The sequence below is a fragment of the Nocardioides alcanivorans genome, from assembly GCF_021555175.1.
Lineage (GTDB): Bacteria > Actinomycetota > Actinomycetes > Propionibacteriales > Nocardioidaceae > Nocardioides > Nocardioides alcanivorans.
Genome location: NZ_JAKGRW010000019.1, coordinates 144583 through 160983 on the forward strand (window position 1 = coordinate 144583; position 16401 = coordinate 160983).

Annotated in this window: 16 protein-coding genes and 1 pseudogene; 4 read left to right on the forward strand and 13 right to left on the reverse strand. The window is 68.9% G+C overall.

All coding sequences use genetic code 11. From position 1 onward, the window contains the following. Positions 1–28: 28 nt before the first annotated feature. Positions 29–877, reverse strand: coding sequence for a tryptophan 2,3-dioxygenase (gene kynA / locus L1066_RS11045; protein ID WP_235736373.1), 849 nt, complete (start codon positions 875–877; stop codon positions 29–31). A 94-nt stretch (positions 878–971) separates the two neighbouring features. On the opposite strand from kynA, the gene L1066_RS11050 reads away from it, so the two are divergent. After that, positions 972–1376, forward strand: coding sequence for a VOC family protein (locus L1066_RS11050; RefSeq protein ID WP_235736374.1), 405 nt, complete (start codon positions 972–974; stop codon positions 1374–1376). Between the two features lie 27 nt (positions 1377–1403). On the opposite strand, the gene L1066_RS11055 is transcribed toward L1066_RS11050, so the two are convergent. The 9 genes from L1066_RS11055 to L1066_RS11095 all read right to left on the reverse strand — a co-directional run bounded on the left by L1066_RS11055 (position 1404) and on the right by L1066_RS11095 (position 9855). Next, positions 1404–2135 (reverse strand): hypothetical protein, encoded by a 732-nt coding sequence (locus tag L1066_RS11055; RefSeq protein WP_235736375.1) that lies wholly within the window; start codon positions 2133–2135, stop codon positions 1404–1406. 4 nt (positions 2136–2139) lie between these two features. Further along, positions 2140–3558: an amidase gene (locus tag L1066_RS11060; protein WP_235736376.1), complete on the reverse strand. Its 1419-nt coding sequence runs from the start codon at positions 3556–3558 to the stop codon at positions 2140–2142. 120 nt (positions 3559–3678) lie between these two features. Continuing rightward, entirely contained in the window at positions 3679–4332 is a 654-nt protein-coding gene (locus tag L1066_RS11065; RefSeq protein ID WP_235736377.1) for a hypothetical protein, read from the reverse strand. Between the two features lie 161 nt (positions 4333–4493). Next, positions 4494–5666, reverse strand: coding sequence for a lipid-transfer protein (locus L1066_RS11070; protein ID WP_235736378.1), 1173 nt, complete (start codon positions 5664–5666; stop codon positions 4494–4496). Further along, on the reverse strand, positions 5663–6088 hold the full coding sequence (locus L1066_RS11075) for a MaoC family dehydratase (protein WP_235736379.1): 426 nt from the start codon (positions 6086–6088) through the stop codon (positions 5663–5665). The genes L1066_RS11070 and L1066_RS11075 overlap by 4 nt, the downstream gene beginning before the upstream one ends. Continuing rightward, complete coding sequence (locus L1066_RS11080; protein ID WP_235736380.1) at positions 6085–7215, reverse strand: acyl-CoA dehydrogenase family protein; 1131 nt, start codon at positions 7213–7215, stop codon at positions 6085–6087. Before L1066_RS11080 ends, L1066_RS11075 begins: the two co-directional genes overlap by 4 nt. Beyond that, positions 7215–8180, reverse strand: a complete 966-nt coding sequence (locus L1066_RS11085) for a bifunctional MaoC family dehydratase N-terminal/OB-fold nucleic acid binding domain-containing protein (protein WP_235736381.1) — start codon at positions 8178–8180, stop codon at positions 7215–7217. The genes L1066_RS11080 and L1066_RS11085 overlap by 1 nt, the downstream gene beginning before the upstream one ends. Then, entirely contained in the window at positions 8177–9337 is a 1161-nt protein-coding gene (locus L1066_RS11090; RefSeq protein WP_235736382.1) for an acyl-CoA dehydrogenase family protein, read from the reverse strand. Before L1066_RS11090 ends, L1066_RS11085 begins: the two co-directional genes overlap by 4 nt. Before the next feature lie 101 nt (positions 9338–9438). Beyond that, complete coding sequence (locus L1066_RS11095) at positions 9439–9855, reverse strand: pyridoxamine 5'-phosphate oxidase family protein (RefSeq protein WP_235736383.1); 417 nt, start codon at positions 9853–9855, stop codon at positions 9439–9441. A 113-nt stretch (positions 9856–9968) separates the two neighbouring features. Here L1066_RS11095 and L1066_RS11100 point away from each other — a divergent pair, with 113 nt between their 5' ends. Continuing rightward, on the forward strand, positions 9969–10571 hold the full coding sequence (locus tag L1066_RS11100) for a TetR/AcrR family transcriptional regulator (RefSeq protein WP_235736384.1): 603 nt from the start codon (positions 9969–9971) through the stop codon (positions 10569–10571). On the opposite strand, the gene L1066_RS11105 is transcribed toward L1066_RS11100, so the two are convergent. The 3 genes and pseudogenes from L1066_RS11105 to L1066_RS11115 all read right to left on the reverse strand — a co-directional run bounded on the left by L1066_RS11105 (position 10458) and on the right by L1066_RS11115 (position 14037). Next, positions 10458–11396 (reverse strand): SDR family NAD(P)-dependent oxidoreductase, encoded by a 939-nt coding sequence (locus L1066_RS11105; RefSeq protein WP_235736385.1) that lies wholly within the window; start codon positions 11394–11396, stop codon positions 10458–10460. The two genes, L1066_RS11100 and L1066_RS11105, sit on opposite strands and share 114 nt — an antisense overlap. A gap of 192 nt (positions 11397–11588) precedes the next feature. Next, positions 11589–13183: pseudogene (locus L1066_RS11110) on the reverse strand (ABC transporter substrate-binding protein). Between the two features lie 47 nt (positions 13184–13230). Then, a complete protein-coding gene (locus L1066_RS11115; protein ID WP_235736386.1) occupies positions 13231–14037 on the reverse strand; it encodes an enoyl-CoA hydratase/isomerase family protein in 807 nt (268 codons plus the stop codon). Positions 14038–14174: 137 nt separating this feature from the next. On the opposite strand from L1066_RS11115, the gene L1066_RS11120 reads away from it, so the two are divergent. Continuing rightward, positions 14175–15722, forward strand: a complete 1548-nt coding sequence (locus L1066_RS11120; RefSeq protein WP_235736387.1) for an acyl-CoA synthetase — start codon at positions 14175–14177, stop codon at positions 15720–15722. Positions 15723–15739: 17 nt separating this feature from the next. Further along, entirely contained in the window at positions 15740–16375 is a 636-nt protein-coding gene (locus tag L1066_RS11125) for a GntR family transcriptional regulator (RefSeq protein WP_235736388.1), read from the forward strand. Positions 16376–16401: the final 26 nt, after the last annotated feature.

Genomic DNA, 16401 nt, shown 5'->3' on the forward strand with positions numbered 1-16401 from the left:
ATGACCGGCCCTTGTGCCGCAACGTCGCTCAGAGAGCTGTGCGGACGGCGTAGAGCTCCGGGAAGAAGGTCAGCTCAAGGGCCCGGCGCAGGAACGGGACGCCGCTCGAGCCACCGGTGCCGGGCTTCATGCCGATGATCCGTTCGACCGTCTTGAGGTGCCGGAAGCGCCACAGCTGGAAGTTGTCCTCCAGGTCGACGAGCTCCTCGCAGGTCTCGTACGCCGACCAGTGGGTCTGCGCGTCGGCATAGATCGCGGTGAACACCGGCACCAGGCTCTCGCGGAAGGTCCACGCCCGGGTGACGTCACGGGTCAGGATCTCGTCGGGCACCGCATGACCGTGCCGGGCGAGGTGGTGGAGGAACTCGTCATAGAGCGACGGCGCCTCCAGGGCCTGACGCACCAGCTGTTGCGCCTCGGGGTCTGCCTCGAACACCTTCACCATGGCGGCGTTCTTGTTGCCGAGGGTGAACTCGACGGCGCGGTACTGCCACGACTGGAACCCGCTCGAATTGCCCAGCACGCCACGGAACTCGACGTATTCACTCGGGGTCAATGTGGCCAGCACCGACCACTGCTCCGCCAGCGTCCTCTGCACGTGCTTCACGCGAGCGATGCACTTCAGCGCGTGGCCGAGTTCATCGTGACGCAACCACTGGCAGGCGGCGGTGAGCTCATGCAGCACCAGCTTGAGCCACAGCTCGGTGGTCTGGTGCTGCACGATGAAGAGGAGTTCGTCGTGGTGCTCGGGGTCGCTCAACGGCCGCTGCGCGGAGAGCAACGTGGCCAGGTCGAGATAGCCGCCATAGCTCATCCGGTCGGAGAAGTCGGTGACGACCGAGGCCTCCAGGTCACGCGTGTTGTCGTGCACACCCATGCGCCGACACTACGCGCGCACCACCCTCCAGTTGCAGTGGCACCGCAAGGATGCAAAACTGATTCTATATTCAGTTTCTTGAGAAGGAGTCCCTGTGGACCTGACTGCGGCACACCTGGACCTCGGCATCGCCGTCACCGACATGGACGCCGCGCTGGGTTTCTATCGCGACACGCTCGGCCTCGAGGAGGTCTCCGACCGGCAGATGCGCGGGATCGGACGGATGGTCAAGCTCGGTGTCGGCGTCAGCACCCTCAAGCTGATCGCCCCCGACACCCCCGCCACCGGATCTGCGGCCCCCGGCGGCATCCAGGCCGGCGTCCCCGGGCTGCGCTACCTGACCTTCACGATCAGTGACCTCGACGAGACCGTCGCCACCTGCGCCGCGGCAGGTCGCACCGTCGCCCTCGGCCCGCTCGACCTCGGACCCGACGTGCGGCTCGCCATGGTGGAGGACCCTGACGGCAACTGGGTGGAGCTGGTGCAGGTCGGCTCCTGACGACGGCTCGGTCCGGTGGATCCGGGCTCAGAGCAGGCGCGCGGAGATCAACGGCGTGCGCAGGACGACGTCGGCACCGGGCGCCGGCAACGACCCAGCCACCGCGATCGGGTCGCTTGCGCAGAAGTGCAGCGCCACCTGGAACGTGCCGGCTGCAGGCTTCTCCGGCTCTCCACCCGTGAGCATCGTGAGGTCCCGGCTGGCGAACGTCCACGTGCCCGCGACACCCTCGTGACGGCGTACGGCGGGCAGCACCTCCGTGTGCCAGTGGCGGGCCTGCTCGTCGGCAACCGCGCTTCCGGGAGTGTCGACCCGGAGCACCTCGAGCACCACACCGGCATGACGGCGGTAGGGCAGTGCCTCGGCGGTGACCGTGACCCCGTCGGCGACTACGCCGCCGAGTGGGCGGAAGAAGCCCGTCACCGGACGCTCCGTCCACGCCAACTCCGGGCGACGACCCTGCTCACCGGTGGTGCGGCCGAGCTCGTACCATTCACGCAACGACTCCCGCACCGGGTCGGCGAACCAATACATCGCCACGTGGTCGGCCTTCGTCAGGGCCGGATCGGAGTCGACGGCCGCAGCCGCCCGACACTCGGGCGTCCGCACCCACCGGTCGCCGTGGAGCACCCCGGGGAGAGCAAGGTTCTGCGGCTGGTGGTCGAGCAGGTGCCAGCGGTGGTAGTCGTCCCAGCGAGCCGGGTCGGTGACGTGCGGGAACGAGAAGAAGACCCGACGACAGTCCTGGAGGCTCGGCACGCGTTCAGGCCAACCGCTGCCAGGGCTGGGCTGCTTCGAGCTGGCCTGCCAGGGAGAGCAGCAGCGCCTCTTGACCCAGGTCGGCCGCGAACTGGACGCCGACCGGGAGCCCGAGCTCGTCGGTGCCCAGCGGCAACGAGATCGCCGGCATTCCGGTGGCGTTGAAGACCGCGGTCCAGCCGGCGTACTTGCCGGCCGTGGTGTACATGACCTCGGGGTTGGTGGTGTCCAGCAGGCCCAGCTCCGGCGGCGAGAGGGCGAGGGTCGGCGTGAGCAACACGTCGTACTTCGTGAAGAGCGCCCCCACCTCCCAGCCGACCCGCTGGGAAGCTGCCAACGCAGCGGCGAGGGTGGTCGCCGGCAGCGCGGCGTAGTGCTCGAAGAGGATCCTGCTGAACGGCTCGAGATCGTCGTCTGCGATCTCCCTGCCGAGTGCCGTCAATCGCTCCTCCACCGAGACGGCGAAGGAGACGCCCATCAAGGGCGCCGCCTCGGCGGCCAGCGCTGCTGCGTCGTAGGGAGCAGCCACGGGTACGACGGTGTGGCCGAGCGACTCGCACAGCTTGGCCGTCGCCTCGACGACGCCCAGGATGTCGGCCTGGGTTGCCACGTTCCCCTCACCCAGGCTGGTGATCAAACCGATCCGGAGCGGACGCGGCGCCGTCGCCGCGCTGGCGGCGAACGACACGCCCGGCTCGGGTACGCCGATCACGGTGCCGGGCACGCGCACCGACGAGATGTCGAGCATGAGGGCGCTGTCGCGCACCGACGTGGCCACCACGTGGTGCACCGACGCCGGACCGCTGAGCGTCGAAGGACGGGGGTAGGGCGTGACCCGACCCCGGCTGGGCTTGAGACCGACGAGCCCGTTCATCGCGGCGGGGATGCGGATCGACCCGCCACCGTCACTGGCGTGGGCCACGGGCACCATGCCGGAAGCAACGGCAGCGGCGGAGCCACCACTCGAACCTCCGGTAGAGCGGTCGACGTTTCGCGGGTTGCGTGACGGACCGTGCAGCAGCGGCTCGGTGCTGGGGCTCAACCCGAACTCGGGGCTGTTCGTCATGCCGAGCACGACCATGCCAGCCCGCTTGTAGCGCGCGACCAGCTCGGCGTCCCGCTCGGCAACGTTGTCGGCGAAGAGGCGGGAGCCGTTGGTGTTGGGCAGGCCCCCGACCTGCATGCTGAGGTCCTTGATCAGGACCGGCACTCCTGTGAGCGGGCCGTCGGGAAGCCCGGCATCGACCTCGGCCAGCGCCTCCTCGAAGCGGGTCGCGATCACGGCGTTGAGACGCGGGTTCTCCTCCTCGATCCGCGCGATCGAGGTCTCCACCAGCTCGCGCGCGCTCACCTCGCCGTTCCGGACCAGTTCGGCCATCCCGACCGCATCGGTGTCGGGCAGGGTCGTGCGTGCGTCACTCATGGTGCGGGTCCTCCTCGGCAGGGTTCGACGCCGGTCAGGCTAGGCGTGACCGGCGCCACTCCCCGATTGGATCCCGGAGACCGGAAGGGCCCGAACATGAACGGTCTCAACGACCGCCGGTCACTTCGTTGCCGTGCGGAAGGCCAGTCGGGTCATCGCAACGACGTCGGCCCGCTTCACCCGTCGGTCGTCGCCGACGGTGGTGATCACCAGCGTGCGACCGCGGCGAGCGATCGTCAGCGCAGCTTCATAGCCGTCGTCGGCAGTCATGCGCATCGCCGCGCGTTGCTGACCGATCTTCGGCAGGGCCAGACGCGAGACCTTCGCACCGTCGAGGTCCTTGCCGGCGCACAACTTGGCGAAGCGGCGGTAGCTGCCGGCCACCTTGACGGCGTCCTTCTTCGACTTCATCTCGAAGACCTCCAGGTAGACAAGCATGCTGTCGGCGCTCTCGCCGGCGAAGTCCGTCGTCGTGTAGATCGCGCTGCGGCCCGCAGCCGCCTTCGTCGAGGACTCCGCACGACAGGTCGTGCCCGGACCCTCGACCTGCTTCTCCCGGTTGACGATGCGGAACCCGTCCGCCAACTCCGGCGCGATCCTCGCGACCTTCACCAGCCCCGGCAACTGCTTCGCCGTCACCGAGGATCCTGCCTGCCGCGCAACAGCGGCGGTCTCGTCGGCTGACGCCGCTCCCGGCACCACCACGCCGAGTCCCAGCAGCACTGTCGCTGCGGCACCTGCCGACACCGTCCTCATCATCCGTCCGGTCCTCATCCAGATTCCTCTCCACGGGCCACCCCTGCGACGGCCGGTGGCTCGACACTAGGAAGATCTGGTGCTCGGTACCCGAGTGCGGATACTCAACTTCGTTCCGAGAATGGGAACCGCGTCCCGCCCGGGATCGCCAGGCGGGACGCGGAAGCTCATGCGATGGGTCAGCGGGCGCCGAGCACCACGCCCGAGGTGGGGACACCGGTACCGGCGGTGACGACCACGTTGTCGACCTGCTTGGGCTGATTGACCGACGTGCCACGGACGAGCCGGACCGCCTCGGCGATGCCGTTCATGCCGTGCAGGTAGGCCTCACCGAGCTGGCCACCGTGCGTGTTGAGTGGCACCGCACCGTCGAGCTCGAGCGCACCGGACTTGATGAAGTCGGCTGCCTCCCCGCGTCCGCAGAAGCCGAGCTCCTCGAGCTGGCTCAGCACGAACGGCGTGAAGTGGTCGTAGAGGATCGCGGCGTCCATGTCGGAGGCCGTGAGCCCGCTCTGCGCCCACAGCTGGTTGCCGACCAGGCCCATCTCCGGGATGCCGGAGATCGACTCCCGGTAGTAGGAGGTCATCATGTGCTGGTCGTCGCCGGAGCCCTGCGCCGCGCCGACGACGTACGCCGGCTTGTTGGGCAGGTCCTTGGCACGTTCAGCCGAGACCAACACCATCGCCTGACCGCCATCGGTCTCCTGGCAGCAGTCGAGCAGGTGCAGCGGTTCGGCGATCCACCGCGAGGCCTGGTGCTCCTCGAGGGTGATTGGCCGGCCGTAGAAGTGCGCCTTGGGGTTGGTCGCCGCCCGCGCCCGGTCGATCACCGAGATGCGGCCGAAGTCCTCCGACGTCGCGCCGTACTCATGCATGTAGCGCTGCGCGAACATCGCCACCCACTGCGCGGGCGTGGAGAGACCGTAGGGCGTCATCCACGAGTACGCCGCACGGTCGGCGTTGGTGTCCATCGGCCGGTTGGCCTGGCCGAGACCGTAACGCTCACCCGAGCGCTCGTTGAAGGAGCGCCAGCAAACGACCACATCGGCAAGACCGGCGTGGATGGCGGCGGCCGCGTGGGCGACGGTGCCGGCCGCCGCGCCGCCGCCGTAACCGACCCTCGAGAAGAAGGTCAGGTCCCCGATGCCGACGTTGCGGGCGATGTGGATCTCCGAGCTCGACTCGGCCGTGAAGGTGACCAGACCGTCGACGTCGGAGGGCTTGAGGCCCGCATCGGCGATGGCCGCAGTGACGGCCTCGCAGCCGAGCTGCAGCTCACTGCGGCCCGACTCCTTGGAGAACTCGGTCGCGCCGATGCCGACGATGGCGGTGGCGCCGGACAGGCTGCTCATGCGGTCTCCTCCGGGAGTTCGATCACGACGCTGCCGCTGGCGTGCGACCCGAGGCTGTTGACACCGTTGACCTTCACCGTGACGAGACGGCCGTCGACGTCGGTCACTTCACCGGTCATCGTCATCGTGTCGCCCGGGTAGTTGGGCGTGCCGAGACGGATCTTGATCTTCTTGACCACGGCAGCGGGACCGGCCCACTCCGCGACGTACTTCTCCACCAGGCCGTTGCTGGTGAGGATGTTCATGAAGATGTCCGCAGAACCACGCTCGACCGCGAGGGCCGGGTCGTGGTGGACGTCCTGGTAGTCGCGGCTGGCGAGCGCGGTGGCCACGATCAAGGTGCGGGTCAGCGGGATCGGGTGTTCGGGCAGGGCCTCCCCCACCGTCACCTGCGACGCGACCCGGGTGGGCGCGAGCGTCATGACCTGACCTCCGTCCCGGCGAGCAGGTCACCGAGGCTGGCGAGCGCAGCCGAGGCGCCACCGAGGGTGGAGGAGATCTGCTTGCCCCACAGGAAGTGACGGTGCACCGGGTAGTCGGTGTCGACGCCCATGCCGCCGTGTACGTGCTGGGTGCGGTGGACGACGTCGAGGCCGGCCTGGTCGCACCACCACTTCGCGACGAGGGCGGAGCGCTCCGCCGCGCGCTGGGCATCGGCGCCGAGCAGGTCGTCGGCATCGGCCACGAGGGCCTGCCACAGCGTCACCCGCATGCCGTCGATGTCGATCCAGCAGTCGGCCAGTTGGTGCTGCACGGCTTGGAAGGTGCCGAGCGGACGACCGAACTGCTCGCGCTCGCTGAGGTAGGACGCAGCAAGCCGCATCGCACCGTCGGTGACACCGACCTGCAGGGCGGCCAGTGCGATCGCACCAACGCGCAGTGCGACGGGGAGTGCCTGGCCACCCGGCTCGCCGACGGCGACCGCGGTGACGCCGTCGAGCGTGAGCTCACCGGCGAGGTCATACATCGTCGTGTCGGAGAGCTCCGTGGAGACCCCCTCGGCGTCGAGCGCCACCAGGAAGAGACCCGCACCCTTGTCGGTGGTCGCGGAGACCAGGGCGTGCTGGGCACCGGCCAGGGTGGGCACGACGGCCTTGACGCCGGTGAGCGCGAAGCCGTCACCCGCGGCCACCGCAGTGGTCAGCGGGGCAGCCGGCTCCGCGCCGTCGTACTCCTCGAGCGCCAGCGCGATCCGGATCGTCCCCTCGGCGATGCCGGGCAGCAGGGCGGCCTGCTGGTCGGCGGTGCCGAAGCGACCGATCGCCTCGGCGGCGGTGGCCGCCGACCACAGCGGCACCTGGGCGACGTGGCGGCCCTGCTCCTCGAGTACGACGGCAAGTGCGTCGAGCCCCAGGCCTGCGCCACCGTGCTCCTCGGCAACGTTGAGACCGAGCAGTCCGGCCTGGGCCAGCGACTGCCACAGCACGTCGTCGACCCGGGTCTCGGAGGCCTCGACCGCGCGCACCCGATCGGTGTCGGCACGGTCGTCGAAGATCTCCTTGGCCAGGCCGGCAAGCGCCTGGATGTCTTCGTCGATGTTGAAGTCCATCAGTTCTCCTCCCCAGCTGCGCTGGCGGCCCGGAAGACGGGCAGGGTCAGGTCGGGGTCGGCGTCGAGCCACTCGAGTTCGAGGGCCATGCCGATCTCCGCGTCCTCGGGGGCGATGCCCACCAGGTTGGTGATCAGGCGGGTGCCCTCCTCCAGCTCCACGACGGCGATGACCAGCGGGTAGTCGAAGGCCGGGTGCTTGGGGTGGTGGGCGACCGTGAACGAGTAGAGCGTGGCGCGGCCCGAGGCCTCGACGGTGTCCCACTCGAAGGACTGGCAGTGCGAGCACTCCGGGCCCACCGGGTGCCGCAGCTGCTGGCACGAGGCACAGCGCTGGATGACCAGGCGGTGCTCCTTGGCAGCGTCGAACCAGAACTGGTTGTCGAGGTTGATGGCAGCGCGGGGACGCAACGCCTTCGGGGCCTCGGGCTCGGCCTTCGCCTTCGGCTTGAACCGCAGCGTGCGCCAGCGCTGGGTGGCGACGGTCTCGCCGGCCTGGTCGCGGTAGGTCTTGATCGTGGTCACGAAGCGGCCGGTGCCGAGACCGGTCTCCTTCTCGGGACCGATCGAGTCGACGACCTCCTCGACGGTGATCTCGTCACCGGGCACGACCTCACGGACGAAGTCGAACTCCGAGTCGGTCGCCACGACGGAGGTGTAGCCACCCTCGGCGAGCAGGTCGACCAGCTCGGCGAAGCCGGCACCGGAACCGGCATCGGCGGACGGGCGCACCGACTTGGCGTAGCCGCGCATGGTCCACGCCTGCACCATCGAGGCAGGCGCGACGACGTCGTCGCGACCGGTCGCCCGCGCCGCCTCGGCGTCGAGGTGCACCGGGTTCGAGAGGTCCAGCGCCTCGACCCAGTGCCGGATCATCGGCACGTTGACCGGGTCCTGGCCCGGGGTCAGCGCGTTGATGACGCGACCGACGAAGGCGTTGAGGCGGTCCTCGTAGCTCGCGCTCATCGCTTGCTCCTCGGCATGCCCAGGCCCATCGTCGCGATCATGTCGCGCAGGACCTCGTTGACGCCGCCACCGAAGGTGTTGACCAGGCCTTGGCGCGAGAGCTGCTCGACCTGGCCGTTGAGCACGTCGGCGTGCGAGTTCGGGCGGATCCGGCCGGCGGCACCCAGGATCTGGAAGAGGGTGCGCTGCAGGTCGATGTGGGTCTCGGTGCCGTAGGCCTTGGCGGCGCCGGCCTGCTCACCGCGCAGGGTGTGGTCGCCGACGGCGGCCGCGAGCTTCCAGTTGACGAGCCGCATCGCCTCGAGCTTGGCGTGGGTGCGGGCGAACTCCTGGCGGACCCACGGTTTGTCGATGACACCGGTCTCCTTGGCCCACTCGAGGGTCTGCTCCCAGAGCTGGATCATCCGGCCGCCGAGAGCGGCAAGGGCGACCCGCTCGTGGTTGAGCTGCGCGGTGATCAGCGACCAACCGCCGTTGACCTCGCCGACGACCTCGTCCTTGGAGACGCGAATGTCCTGGTAGTAGGTCGCGGTCGGGTGGATGCCGCCGACCGACTTGATCGTGCTCCAGGAGTAGCCCTTGTCGTCGCACGGGACGATGAGGATCGAGATGCCCTTGTGCTTGGGCGCCTCGGGGTCGGTACGGCAGGCGAGCCACACGTAGTCGGCGGTGTTGCCGCCGGTGGTGAAGATCTTGCTGCCGTTGACCACGAAGTCGTCACCGTCAGCGGTCGCTCGGGTCTGCAACGACGCCAGGTCGGTGCCGGCCGAGGACTCGGTGTAGCCGATGGCGAAGACGATGTCGCCCGTGAGCATGCCGGGCAGGTACTTCTGCTTCTGCTCCTCGGTGCCGAACTGCATCAACGTCGGCCCGACGGTGTTGATCGTGACCAGCGGGAAGGGCACGCCGGCGCGCTGGATCTCGTCGTAGAAGATGAACTGTTCCTCGGCGCCCAGGCCACGGCCGCCGTACTCCTTGGGCCAGCCGACACCGAGCCAGCCGTCGCGGCCCATCATCTTCACGACCTCGCGGAAGCGCGGGCCACCGGCTCCGGCCTCACCGACCTCACGGCGCTCGTCGTCTGGCAGCAGCTGGGCGAAGTACTCGCGCAGCTCCTGGCGCAGCGCCTGCTGCGCGGGGGTCTCTCGCAGATCCATGACACTCCTCGTCCGGCGGCCACTGCGACCGCTGCCGGATCAGGCTGTCAGGTGAGTAGACATGTGTCAATCACATGTCTACTCACCGGCCGCGCTGTTGCTCAGGACGTCGGCAGCACGAGCGCCGATCCGAGGAACCTGTCCACCGTGATCCGGACAGCGACACGCTCCGGGTTGGGCTCCGGCGTTCGGTAGCGATCGGCATAGCGCGCGCAGGCACGGGCGATCGACTCCTCGTCCTCCCGCACCTCCCCGGTGCCGATGATCGTGGACCAGCGCCCTCCGTCAACCTGGGTGATCGCCAACCGCGGGTCCCGGGTCAGGTTGCGCACCTTCTGCGAACCCCGGCGGGTGATGATCCAGGCACACTCCTGCTCAGGGTCCAGCACTGCGCCGACCGGCACCGCGTGGGGCGCGCCGTCGATGGCCACGGTGCTGAGGGAGCACAGGTGGTACTCACCCCAGAACGTGGCCAGCTCCTCGGGCAACGCGGACCAGTTCGGACTCCATGCGGGCATGCTCATCACCTCAGTGCTTGCGGTCAGGACAGAAGTACGCCGACCCGACTCACCCGAGCAGCGGACCGGAACGAGACCGGTGGGCCGACGACGCCCACCATTATGGTGGCCGCATGCCCACCCGCCCCCGCGTCGTACAACGCGTGCTGTCCCCGGCCCGCGCGGCCACCCGTGAGAAGTTGATCGACACGGTGATCGAGCTGGCCACTGAGGGCGGTTACGACGCGGTCGGGATCCGCCAGGTGGCCGCCGCGGCCGGGGTCTCGGTGCCCACGGCCTACCAGCACGCCAGCTCCAAGGACCAACTGCTGATGGACGCGCTGATGACGTTGGGGCAGCGCTCGGCGGAGATCATCCGTTCCCGGCCGCCGCGGGGCGCGACCGCCGCTGCCCGGCTCACCGCCGTCTTCGAGCGGATCCTGCGCGGCGCGGGCGAGAAGCCGCTGCTCTACCAGGCCCTCTACCGCGGGTACGTCGCCAGCGCACCCGACCTCGCCGACGTCGAGGGGGTCCCCGGGTTCGGTCCCGAGCAGGCCGCCTGGATCGGCGAAACCATCCGGGCGGGGTCCACCGACCACGCCGAGGAGGAGATCGAGTCGGCGTCACGGATGCTGTCGATGATGTTCCTCGGCGCCATGATCGGCGTCGCCTCGGGCCGCGATCCCGAGGAGGTCTCCGAGATCCTGGCCGAGGCCACGAAGCGCCTGCTCCACTGACCCATCTTGAAGGTTCGCGCGTTCCGACTGAAGGTTCGCGCGTTCCGACTGAAGGTTCGCGGGGTCAGCGGGGCATCTGGCCGTCGTCGACCTTGATGATGGTCCCGGTGACCACCTCGGAGGCCGGGGAGACCAGATAGCGCAGCGTGCTGTCCAGCTGCGCCGGGTCGCCCAGGCGCTTGCGGGGAAGCCTTCGTGGATCTCGCCCACCCGCTCGATCAGACCGTCGACCATCTCGGAACTGAAGGTGCCCGGGGCGATGCCGTTGACGTTGATCGGGTAGCGCGCCCACTCGATCGCCAACGCCTCCGTCATGCGGTTCAGACCGGCCTTGGTGACCGAGTAGAGGGCCGCCGCGCCGCCCGCTGTGTGGTAGCCGGACATCGACGACACGTTGACGATGCGGCCCGGCGTACCCGCGGCGATCAGGCGACGGCCGACCTCGGTCGCCAGCAGCCAGGGACCACGCAGGTTGGTCTCGATCACGGCGTCGACGAGTTCCAACGGCATCTTGTGGGCCCGTCGGGCATCCGGGATGCCCGCGTTGTTGACCAGGATGGTCACGGGCCCGAGCTCGGCCTCCACGAGGTCGACGGCGGCCACGATGGCCGCCGGATCGCGGACGTCGAGGGCCACGGCAAGGGCACGTCCGCCAGCGCCCTCGATCTCCTCGACCACCGCTGCCAGCGGTTCGAGGCGACGTCCACAGACCGCCACCGCGGCGCCTGCTGCGGCGAGGGTCACGGCAAAGCGCCTGCCCAAGCCGGTGCCGGCTCCGGTCACGAGGGCGACCTGCCCCGCGAGTTCCTTGTCGTGCTCAGCCATGAATCCTCATTCCTTGGTGTGATCGGACCCCGGCGCGCTCCATGCCCCCGGGCGGGGTGCAACACCGGCGACACGCCGTACGCCGCGCCCCAGCAGGCCTCGATGTGCGCTGAGGGCCGTGATTCGTTCACGGAACAGCCCTCAGCGCACATCGAACGGTCAGCTGACGATCACGCTCGGCGTTTCAGCAGGTCAGCCCTTCCAGGCGCCGCCGAGCAGCATGATCGAGTCGATGCTCGGCACCACGCCGTGCACCTTGTCGCCCCAGGCGTTCCACTCCGGGGTGGCGCCGAGCGGCGCGAAGGGCACCGTCTCGTTCCACCGGGACTGGATCTTCTCCAGCGCTGCCGTCTGCGCCTCGACTCCGTCGGCCTGGCCGAGTTCGTCGATCAGCGCGTCGAGCTGCTCGTCCGACGAGGCACCGGGGTTGCTCGACGATCCGGTGTAGACCTTCTCGTAGAGCTCGGGATAGACGGCGCCGTCCGGCATGCCGAAGCCCCAGATCACCATGTCGAAGTTGTTGCTGACATAGATGTCGTTGACCAGGTCCGTGATGGAGGCGACGTAGTCGAGGGAGACCTCGAAGCCCACGCCCTCCAGCATGCCCTTGAGCGTGACACCGGTGTCCTCGGAGACCTTGGCGACCCCCTTGAAACTGATCTTGCCGTCGAAGCCGTCGGCCTTCGCCGCCTCGACCAGTTCCTTCGCCAACTCCTGGTCGTACGCCAGACCCTTGGCCTCCAGGTCCCACCCGGAGAGCTCCGGGAAGAGGTCCGAGGTCGAGATTCCCTTGCCCTGAGCAGTGCGCTCGTTGAGCAGGTCGAAGTCGATGGCATGCACGAGGGCCTGCCGCACACGGACGTCGGAGGTCGCGCTGCCCTCGCGATGGTTCAGCAGCAGGCCCCGCGACATCGAGCCGATCTCCATGAAACCACCGAAGCCGTCCTCGATCGCGTCGGCTGCCGTGGGCGGCTCGCGCAGGTAGGCCACGTCGGCCTCACCGTTGCGGAGCACGTCGAGGCGGCCCTGCTCGAGCGCGATGTTGAAGAAGCGCAACTCGTCGAGGTGCGGCGTACCGCCCCAATAGTCGTCACGAGCCTTGAGGAGGAGCTCCTCGCTCGGGGCGTACTTGTCGAAGGTGAACGGTCCGGCTCCGACCGGGGTGAAGTTCTCCCCTTGTCGGATGCCTTCGCCACGATCATGCCGGGACCGGTCGCGAGCAGGTAGGGGAACCCGGGCCACGGCTGGCTGAGGGTGAACTCGATGGTCGACTCGTCCACGACCTCGACCCCGGTGACGTTCTTGGACCAGACCGACACCTGTCCGCCGCGCTTCTCCACGTAACGGTCGAGACTCCACTTCACGGCCTCGGCGTCGAGCGCCGTGCCGTCGCTGAAGGTGACCCCGTCCCGCAGGGTGAGGGTCCACACCGAGTTGTCGTCGTTGGCCTCGATCCCCTCGGCCAACTGCGGGACCCACTCGCCGGTCTCCGCGTCCTGGCGAACCAGGAGGTCGTAGACCGCGGCCATCTCGGTGCCGCCGCTGCTCCCGTTGGCGATCGTTGCTGTCGGGTCGAGGCTGCGCGCCTCGGAATAGGTGGCGACCTGCAGCGTGCCCCCGCTCCTCGGGGTGCCGCTGTCGTCCTGCTCGCCGACGAATCCGTTGGCGAAGCCGGTGGGGGTTCCCGTCTCATCCGACGCCTTGTCGTCGGAGGAGTCGGCGCACCCGCTGAGCACCAGGCCCGCCGCCATCACGGCAGCCACCCAGCGTCCGGTCCTGCGTGTCATGCGATACCTCTTTCCCTGCGTACGGTCCACCCGCACGTCAACAGCCGTCACAGGTCGAGCCAGTCCGGGGTGGACCGGTCGGCGAACCCTGAGAAGGCACGTCCCAACTCCCCGCTGCCCACGCACATGATCTGGGTGCGGTTCTCCATGTCGAGGGCGTGACGCAACGACGGGGCGTCGATGGTCTGCCACATGGTCTGCTTGGTCATCCACACGCCCAGCGGCGAGTGTTCGGCGATCTGCCGCGCAGTCTCCAGCGCCCGGTCGACGACGGCCCCGTCGTCGACCACCTCGAGCGCGAGGCCGATCCGCTCGGCCTCCGCTGCGTCGAAGATCCGGCCGGTCAGCATCAACTCCGCCGCCCGCGAGGCGCCGACCAGGCGTGGCAGGAAGTAACTGGTGCCCATGTCGGCGGCGGAGATGCCGTGCCGGATGAAGATGGCGCCGAAGCGGGCACTCATCGCAGCGAAACGGACGTCGCATGCGAGCGTCAGCGAGAAGCCACCACCAACCGCAACACCGTTGACGGCCGCGATCACCGGCACCCGCATCCGGTGGATGAGCTCGTGGATCTCCACGATCGCCTCCTGCTGCGCCAGCAGATGGGAGACCGGATTCTGCCTCTCCGCCGGCCCCTGCCGGTCGTCGGCGGCCTTGACCTCCGCGCCCGAGCAGAAGCCTCGACCGGCGCCGGTCAGCACCACGGCACGTACGCCGGCACTTCGGTCGAGATCGACCAGCGCGGCCCGCATCTCCTCGACCATGCCCATCCCCAGCGAGTTGAGCGTCTCGGGTCGATTCATCGTGAGCACGAACTGACCGGGCTCGACCTCCTCGAGGAGCACCTCGGACATCGCCCCTCCCTCCCCGCCGGCGATCCCACTCACCGACAACTTTGACTAGACAAAGTGATGTGACGGAGACAACATGCAGGTCCGCAGTGACCCGTGTCAACTGCCGGTGCCGCTGCCTCGGACAACCAGGAGAAGCCATGTATCCCCGGATCCACGCCCAGACCCACCCCGACAAGCCGGCGGTGATCATGGAGACCGGCGAGACGGTGACCTATGCAGAACTGGAGCACCGCTCCAACCAACTGGCGCACCTGCTCCGTTCCCGTGGTCTGCAAACCGGCGACCAGGTCTCGATCTGGGCGGAGAACCACCCGCGCTACTACGAGGTCTACTGGGCGGCGATGCGCGCCGGCCTCTACATCACCGGCATCAACCGGCACGCCACCGCCGAGGAGGCCGCCTACATCCTCAACGACTCCGACACCCGGGCCCTGATCACGTCGGCCGCCATGGGCGAGCGCGCAGTCGACGTACGCGACCAGGCGCCCGGTTGTACGACGTGGCTCGCCTTCGACGCTCCTGTCGACGGCTACGAGTCCTACGAGGAGGCGATCGCCGACCAGTCCGTCGATCCACTCGCCGAGGAACCGCGCGGCGAGGTGATGCTCTACTCCTCCGGCACGACGGGCCGCCCCAAGGGCATCCGCCGACCGCTCACCGGGTTGGCGGTCGACGACCCGGCGGCCCCGCGAACCTCGACCTTCACCCGGGCGCTGATGGGTGCGGGCCCCGATTCGACGTACCTGATGCCGGCGCCGCTCTATCACGCGGCTGCGCTGCAGTACTCCGTCGGAACCCAGGAGCTCGGCGGCACCGTCGTGGTGATGGCGAAGTTCGACGCCGAGCGGTTCCTGCAGCTCGTGGCGGCGCATCGCATCACGCACACGCAGGTGGTGCCGACGATGATCGTGCGGATGCTCAAGCTTCCCGACGAGGTGCGGTTGCGTTACGACACCTCAAGCCTGCAGTCGTTCCTGCACGCCGCCGCGCCCTGCCCGCCGGAGGTCAAGCGTCGAACCATCGAGTGGCTCGGCCCGATCGTCGATGAGTACTACGGCGCGACCGAGAGCAACGGCATGACCTTCATCGACAGCGAGCAGTGGCTCGCACATCCCGGGTCCGTGGGGAAGCCGGTTCTCGGCTCCATCCACATCTGCGACGACGACGGCCGCGAGCTCCCCGTCGGAGAAGCCGGCGTCATCTGGTTCGAACGCGACAAGACACCGTTCGAGTACCACAACGATGACGAGAAGACCCGCGAATCGCGGCACCCCGACCACCCGACCTGGTCAGCGGTCGGCGACCTGGGCCGGCTCGACGAGGATGGCTACCTGCACCTCACCGACCGCAAGTCGTTCCTGATCATCTCCGGCGGGGTGAACATCTATCCGGCCGAGATCGAATCCTGCCTGGTCATGCACCCCGACGTCGACGACGTCGTCGTCTTCGGCCTTCCGGACGAAGAGATGGGCGAATACGTGCACGCGGTGGTGCAACCGGCCGATCCGATGACGGCCGGCCCCGACCTCGCCCAGGAGTTGCGCGACCACGTGCGCGCCCACCTGGCCGGGTTCAAGGTTCCCCGGGTCGTCGCCTTCGGCGACGTTCCGCGCCTGCCGACCGGCAAGGTGCAGATCAAGGTCCTCCGGGAGAAGTACCTGAATCCGAGCCCCGAGCGCGTCTGATGGATCAGGATGGGCACGTGGACACAGGAGAGGAAACGGCGGCCGACGCCCAACCTCGGGGCCGGCGTACCCAGCACGCACGTTTGGCCGAGGAGTTGCGCGCGGCGATCCGCGACGGGACCCATCCCGTCGGCTCCCGGCTGCCCACCGAGTCGTCCCTCTGCGAGACCCACGGACTGAGCCGCGGGACAGTCCGCGTGGCGTTGCGGACGCTGGAGGACCAAGGGCTGATCACCCGCCGCCCCGGTGCCGGCACCACGGTGGTCAACCGCGAACCAGCGGACAACTACCTGCCCTTCGTGACCAATCGCGACGAACTCATCGCGCTCTACCGCCACACCGGCGTGACCCGCCCCGACACCAGACAGGTCGTGGTGGACGCCGCCCTCGCCGAGCGCACCGGGCTACCGTTGGGCACCCGGTGGACCGTCCTGGAAGGGGTACGTCGCCTCCGCCTCGACCCGCACGGCCCACCGTTGTGCTGGACCGAGCAGTACCTGCGGCCGGACGAGCCGACGTACGACCCCGACGAAGCGGCCAGTTACACCGCAGCGATGCCGGCGCACCGGATCGAGCAGACCGCCCGTGCCGTGATGATGCCCGACCGCTTCGCGGGACCGTTGGAGACGTCCCCGGCGGCCCGGCCCTGGTGATCCGGCGCCGTCACCTGGACCAGGAC

What these genes read in the sequence shown, in the direction of transcription:
- L1066_RS11115 (WP_235736386.1), bottom strand. Translation starts at nt 14,037, where the DNA reads ATGTCCGAGGTGCTCCTCGAGGAGGTCGAGCCCGGTCAGTTCGTGCTC.
- L1066_RS11060 (WP_235736376.1), bottom strand. Translation starts at nt 3,558, where the DNA reads ATGAGTGACGCACGCACGACCCTGCCCGACACCGATGCGGTCGGGATG.
- L1066_RS11075 (WP_235736379.1), bottom strand. Translation starts at nt 6,088, where the DNA reads ATGACGCTCGCGCCCACCCGGGTCGCGTCGCAGGTGACGGTGGGGGAG.
- L1066_RS11080 (WP_235736380.1), bottom strand. Translation starts at nt 7,215, where the DNA reads ATGGACTTCAACATCGACGAAGACATCCAGGCGCTTGCCGGCCTGGCC.
- L1066_RS11100 (WP_235736384.1), top strand. Translation starts at nt 9,969, where the DNA reads ATGCCCACCCGCCCCCGCGTCGTACAACGCGTGCTGTCCCCGGCCCGC.
- L1066_RS11090 (WP_235736382.1), bottom strand. Translation starts at nt 9,337, where the DNA reads ATGGATCTGCGAGAGACCCCCGCGCAGCAGGCGCTGCGCCAGGAGCTG.
- L1066_RS11085 (WP_235736381.1), bottom strand. Translation starts at nt 8,180, where the DNA reads ATGAGCGCGAGCTACGAGGACCGCCTCAACGCCTTCGTCGGTCGCGTC.
- kynA (WP_235736373.1), bottom strand. Translation starts at nt 877, where the DNA reads ATGGGTGTGCACGACAACACGCGTGACCTGGAGGCCTCGGTCGTCACC.
- L1066_RS11120 (WP_235736387.1), top strand. Translation starts at nt 14,175, where the DNA reads ATGTATCCCCGGATCCACGCCCAGACCCACCCCGACAAGCCGGCGGTG.
- L1066_RS11070 (WP_235736378.1), bottom strand. Translation starts at nt 5,666, where the DNA reads ATGAGCAGCCTGTCCGGCGCCACCGCCATCGTCGGCATCGGCGCGACC.
- L1066_RS11095 (WP_235736383.1), bottom strand. Translation starts at nt 9,855, where the DNA reads ATGCCCGCATGGAGTCCGAACTGGTCCGCGTTGCCCGAGGAGCTGGCC.
- L1066_RS11065 (WP_235736377.1), bottom strand. Translation starts at nt 4,332, where the DNA reads ATGAGGACCGGACGGATGATGAGGACGGTGTCGGCAGGTGCCGCAGCG.
- L1066_RS11105 (WP_235736385.1), bottom strand. Translation starts at nt 11,396, where the DNA reads ATGGCTGAGCACGACAAGGAACTCGCGGGGCAGGTCGCCCTCGTGACC.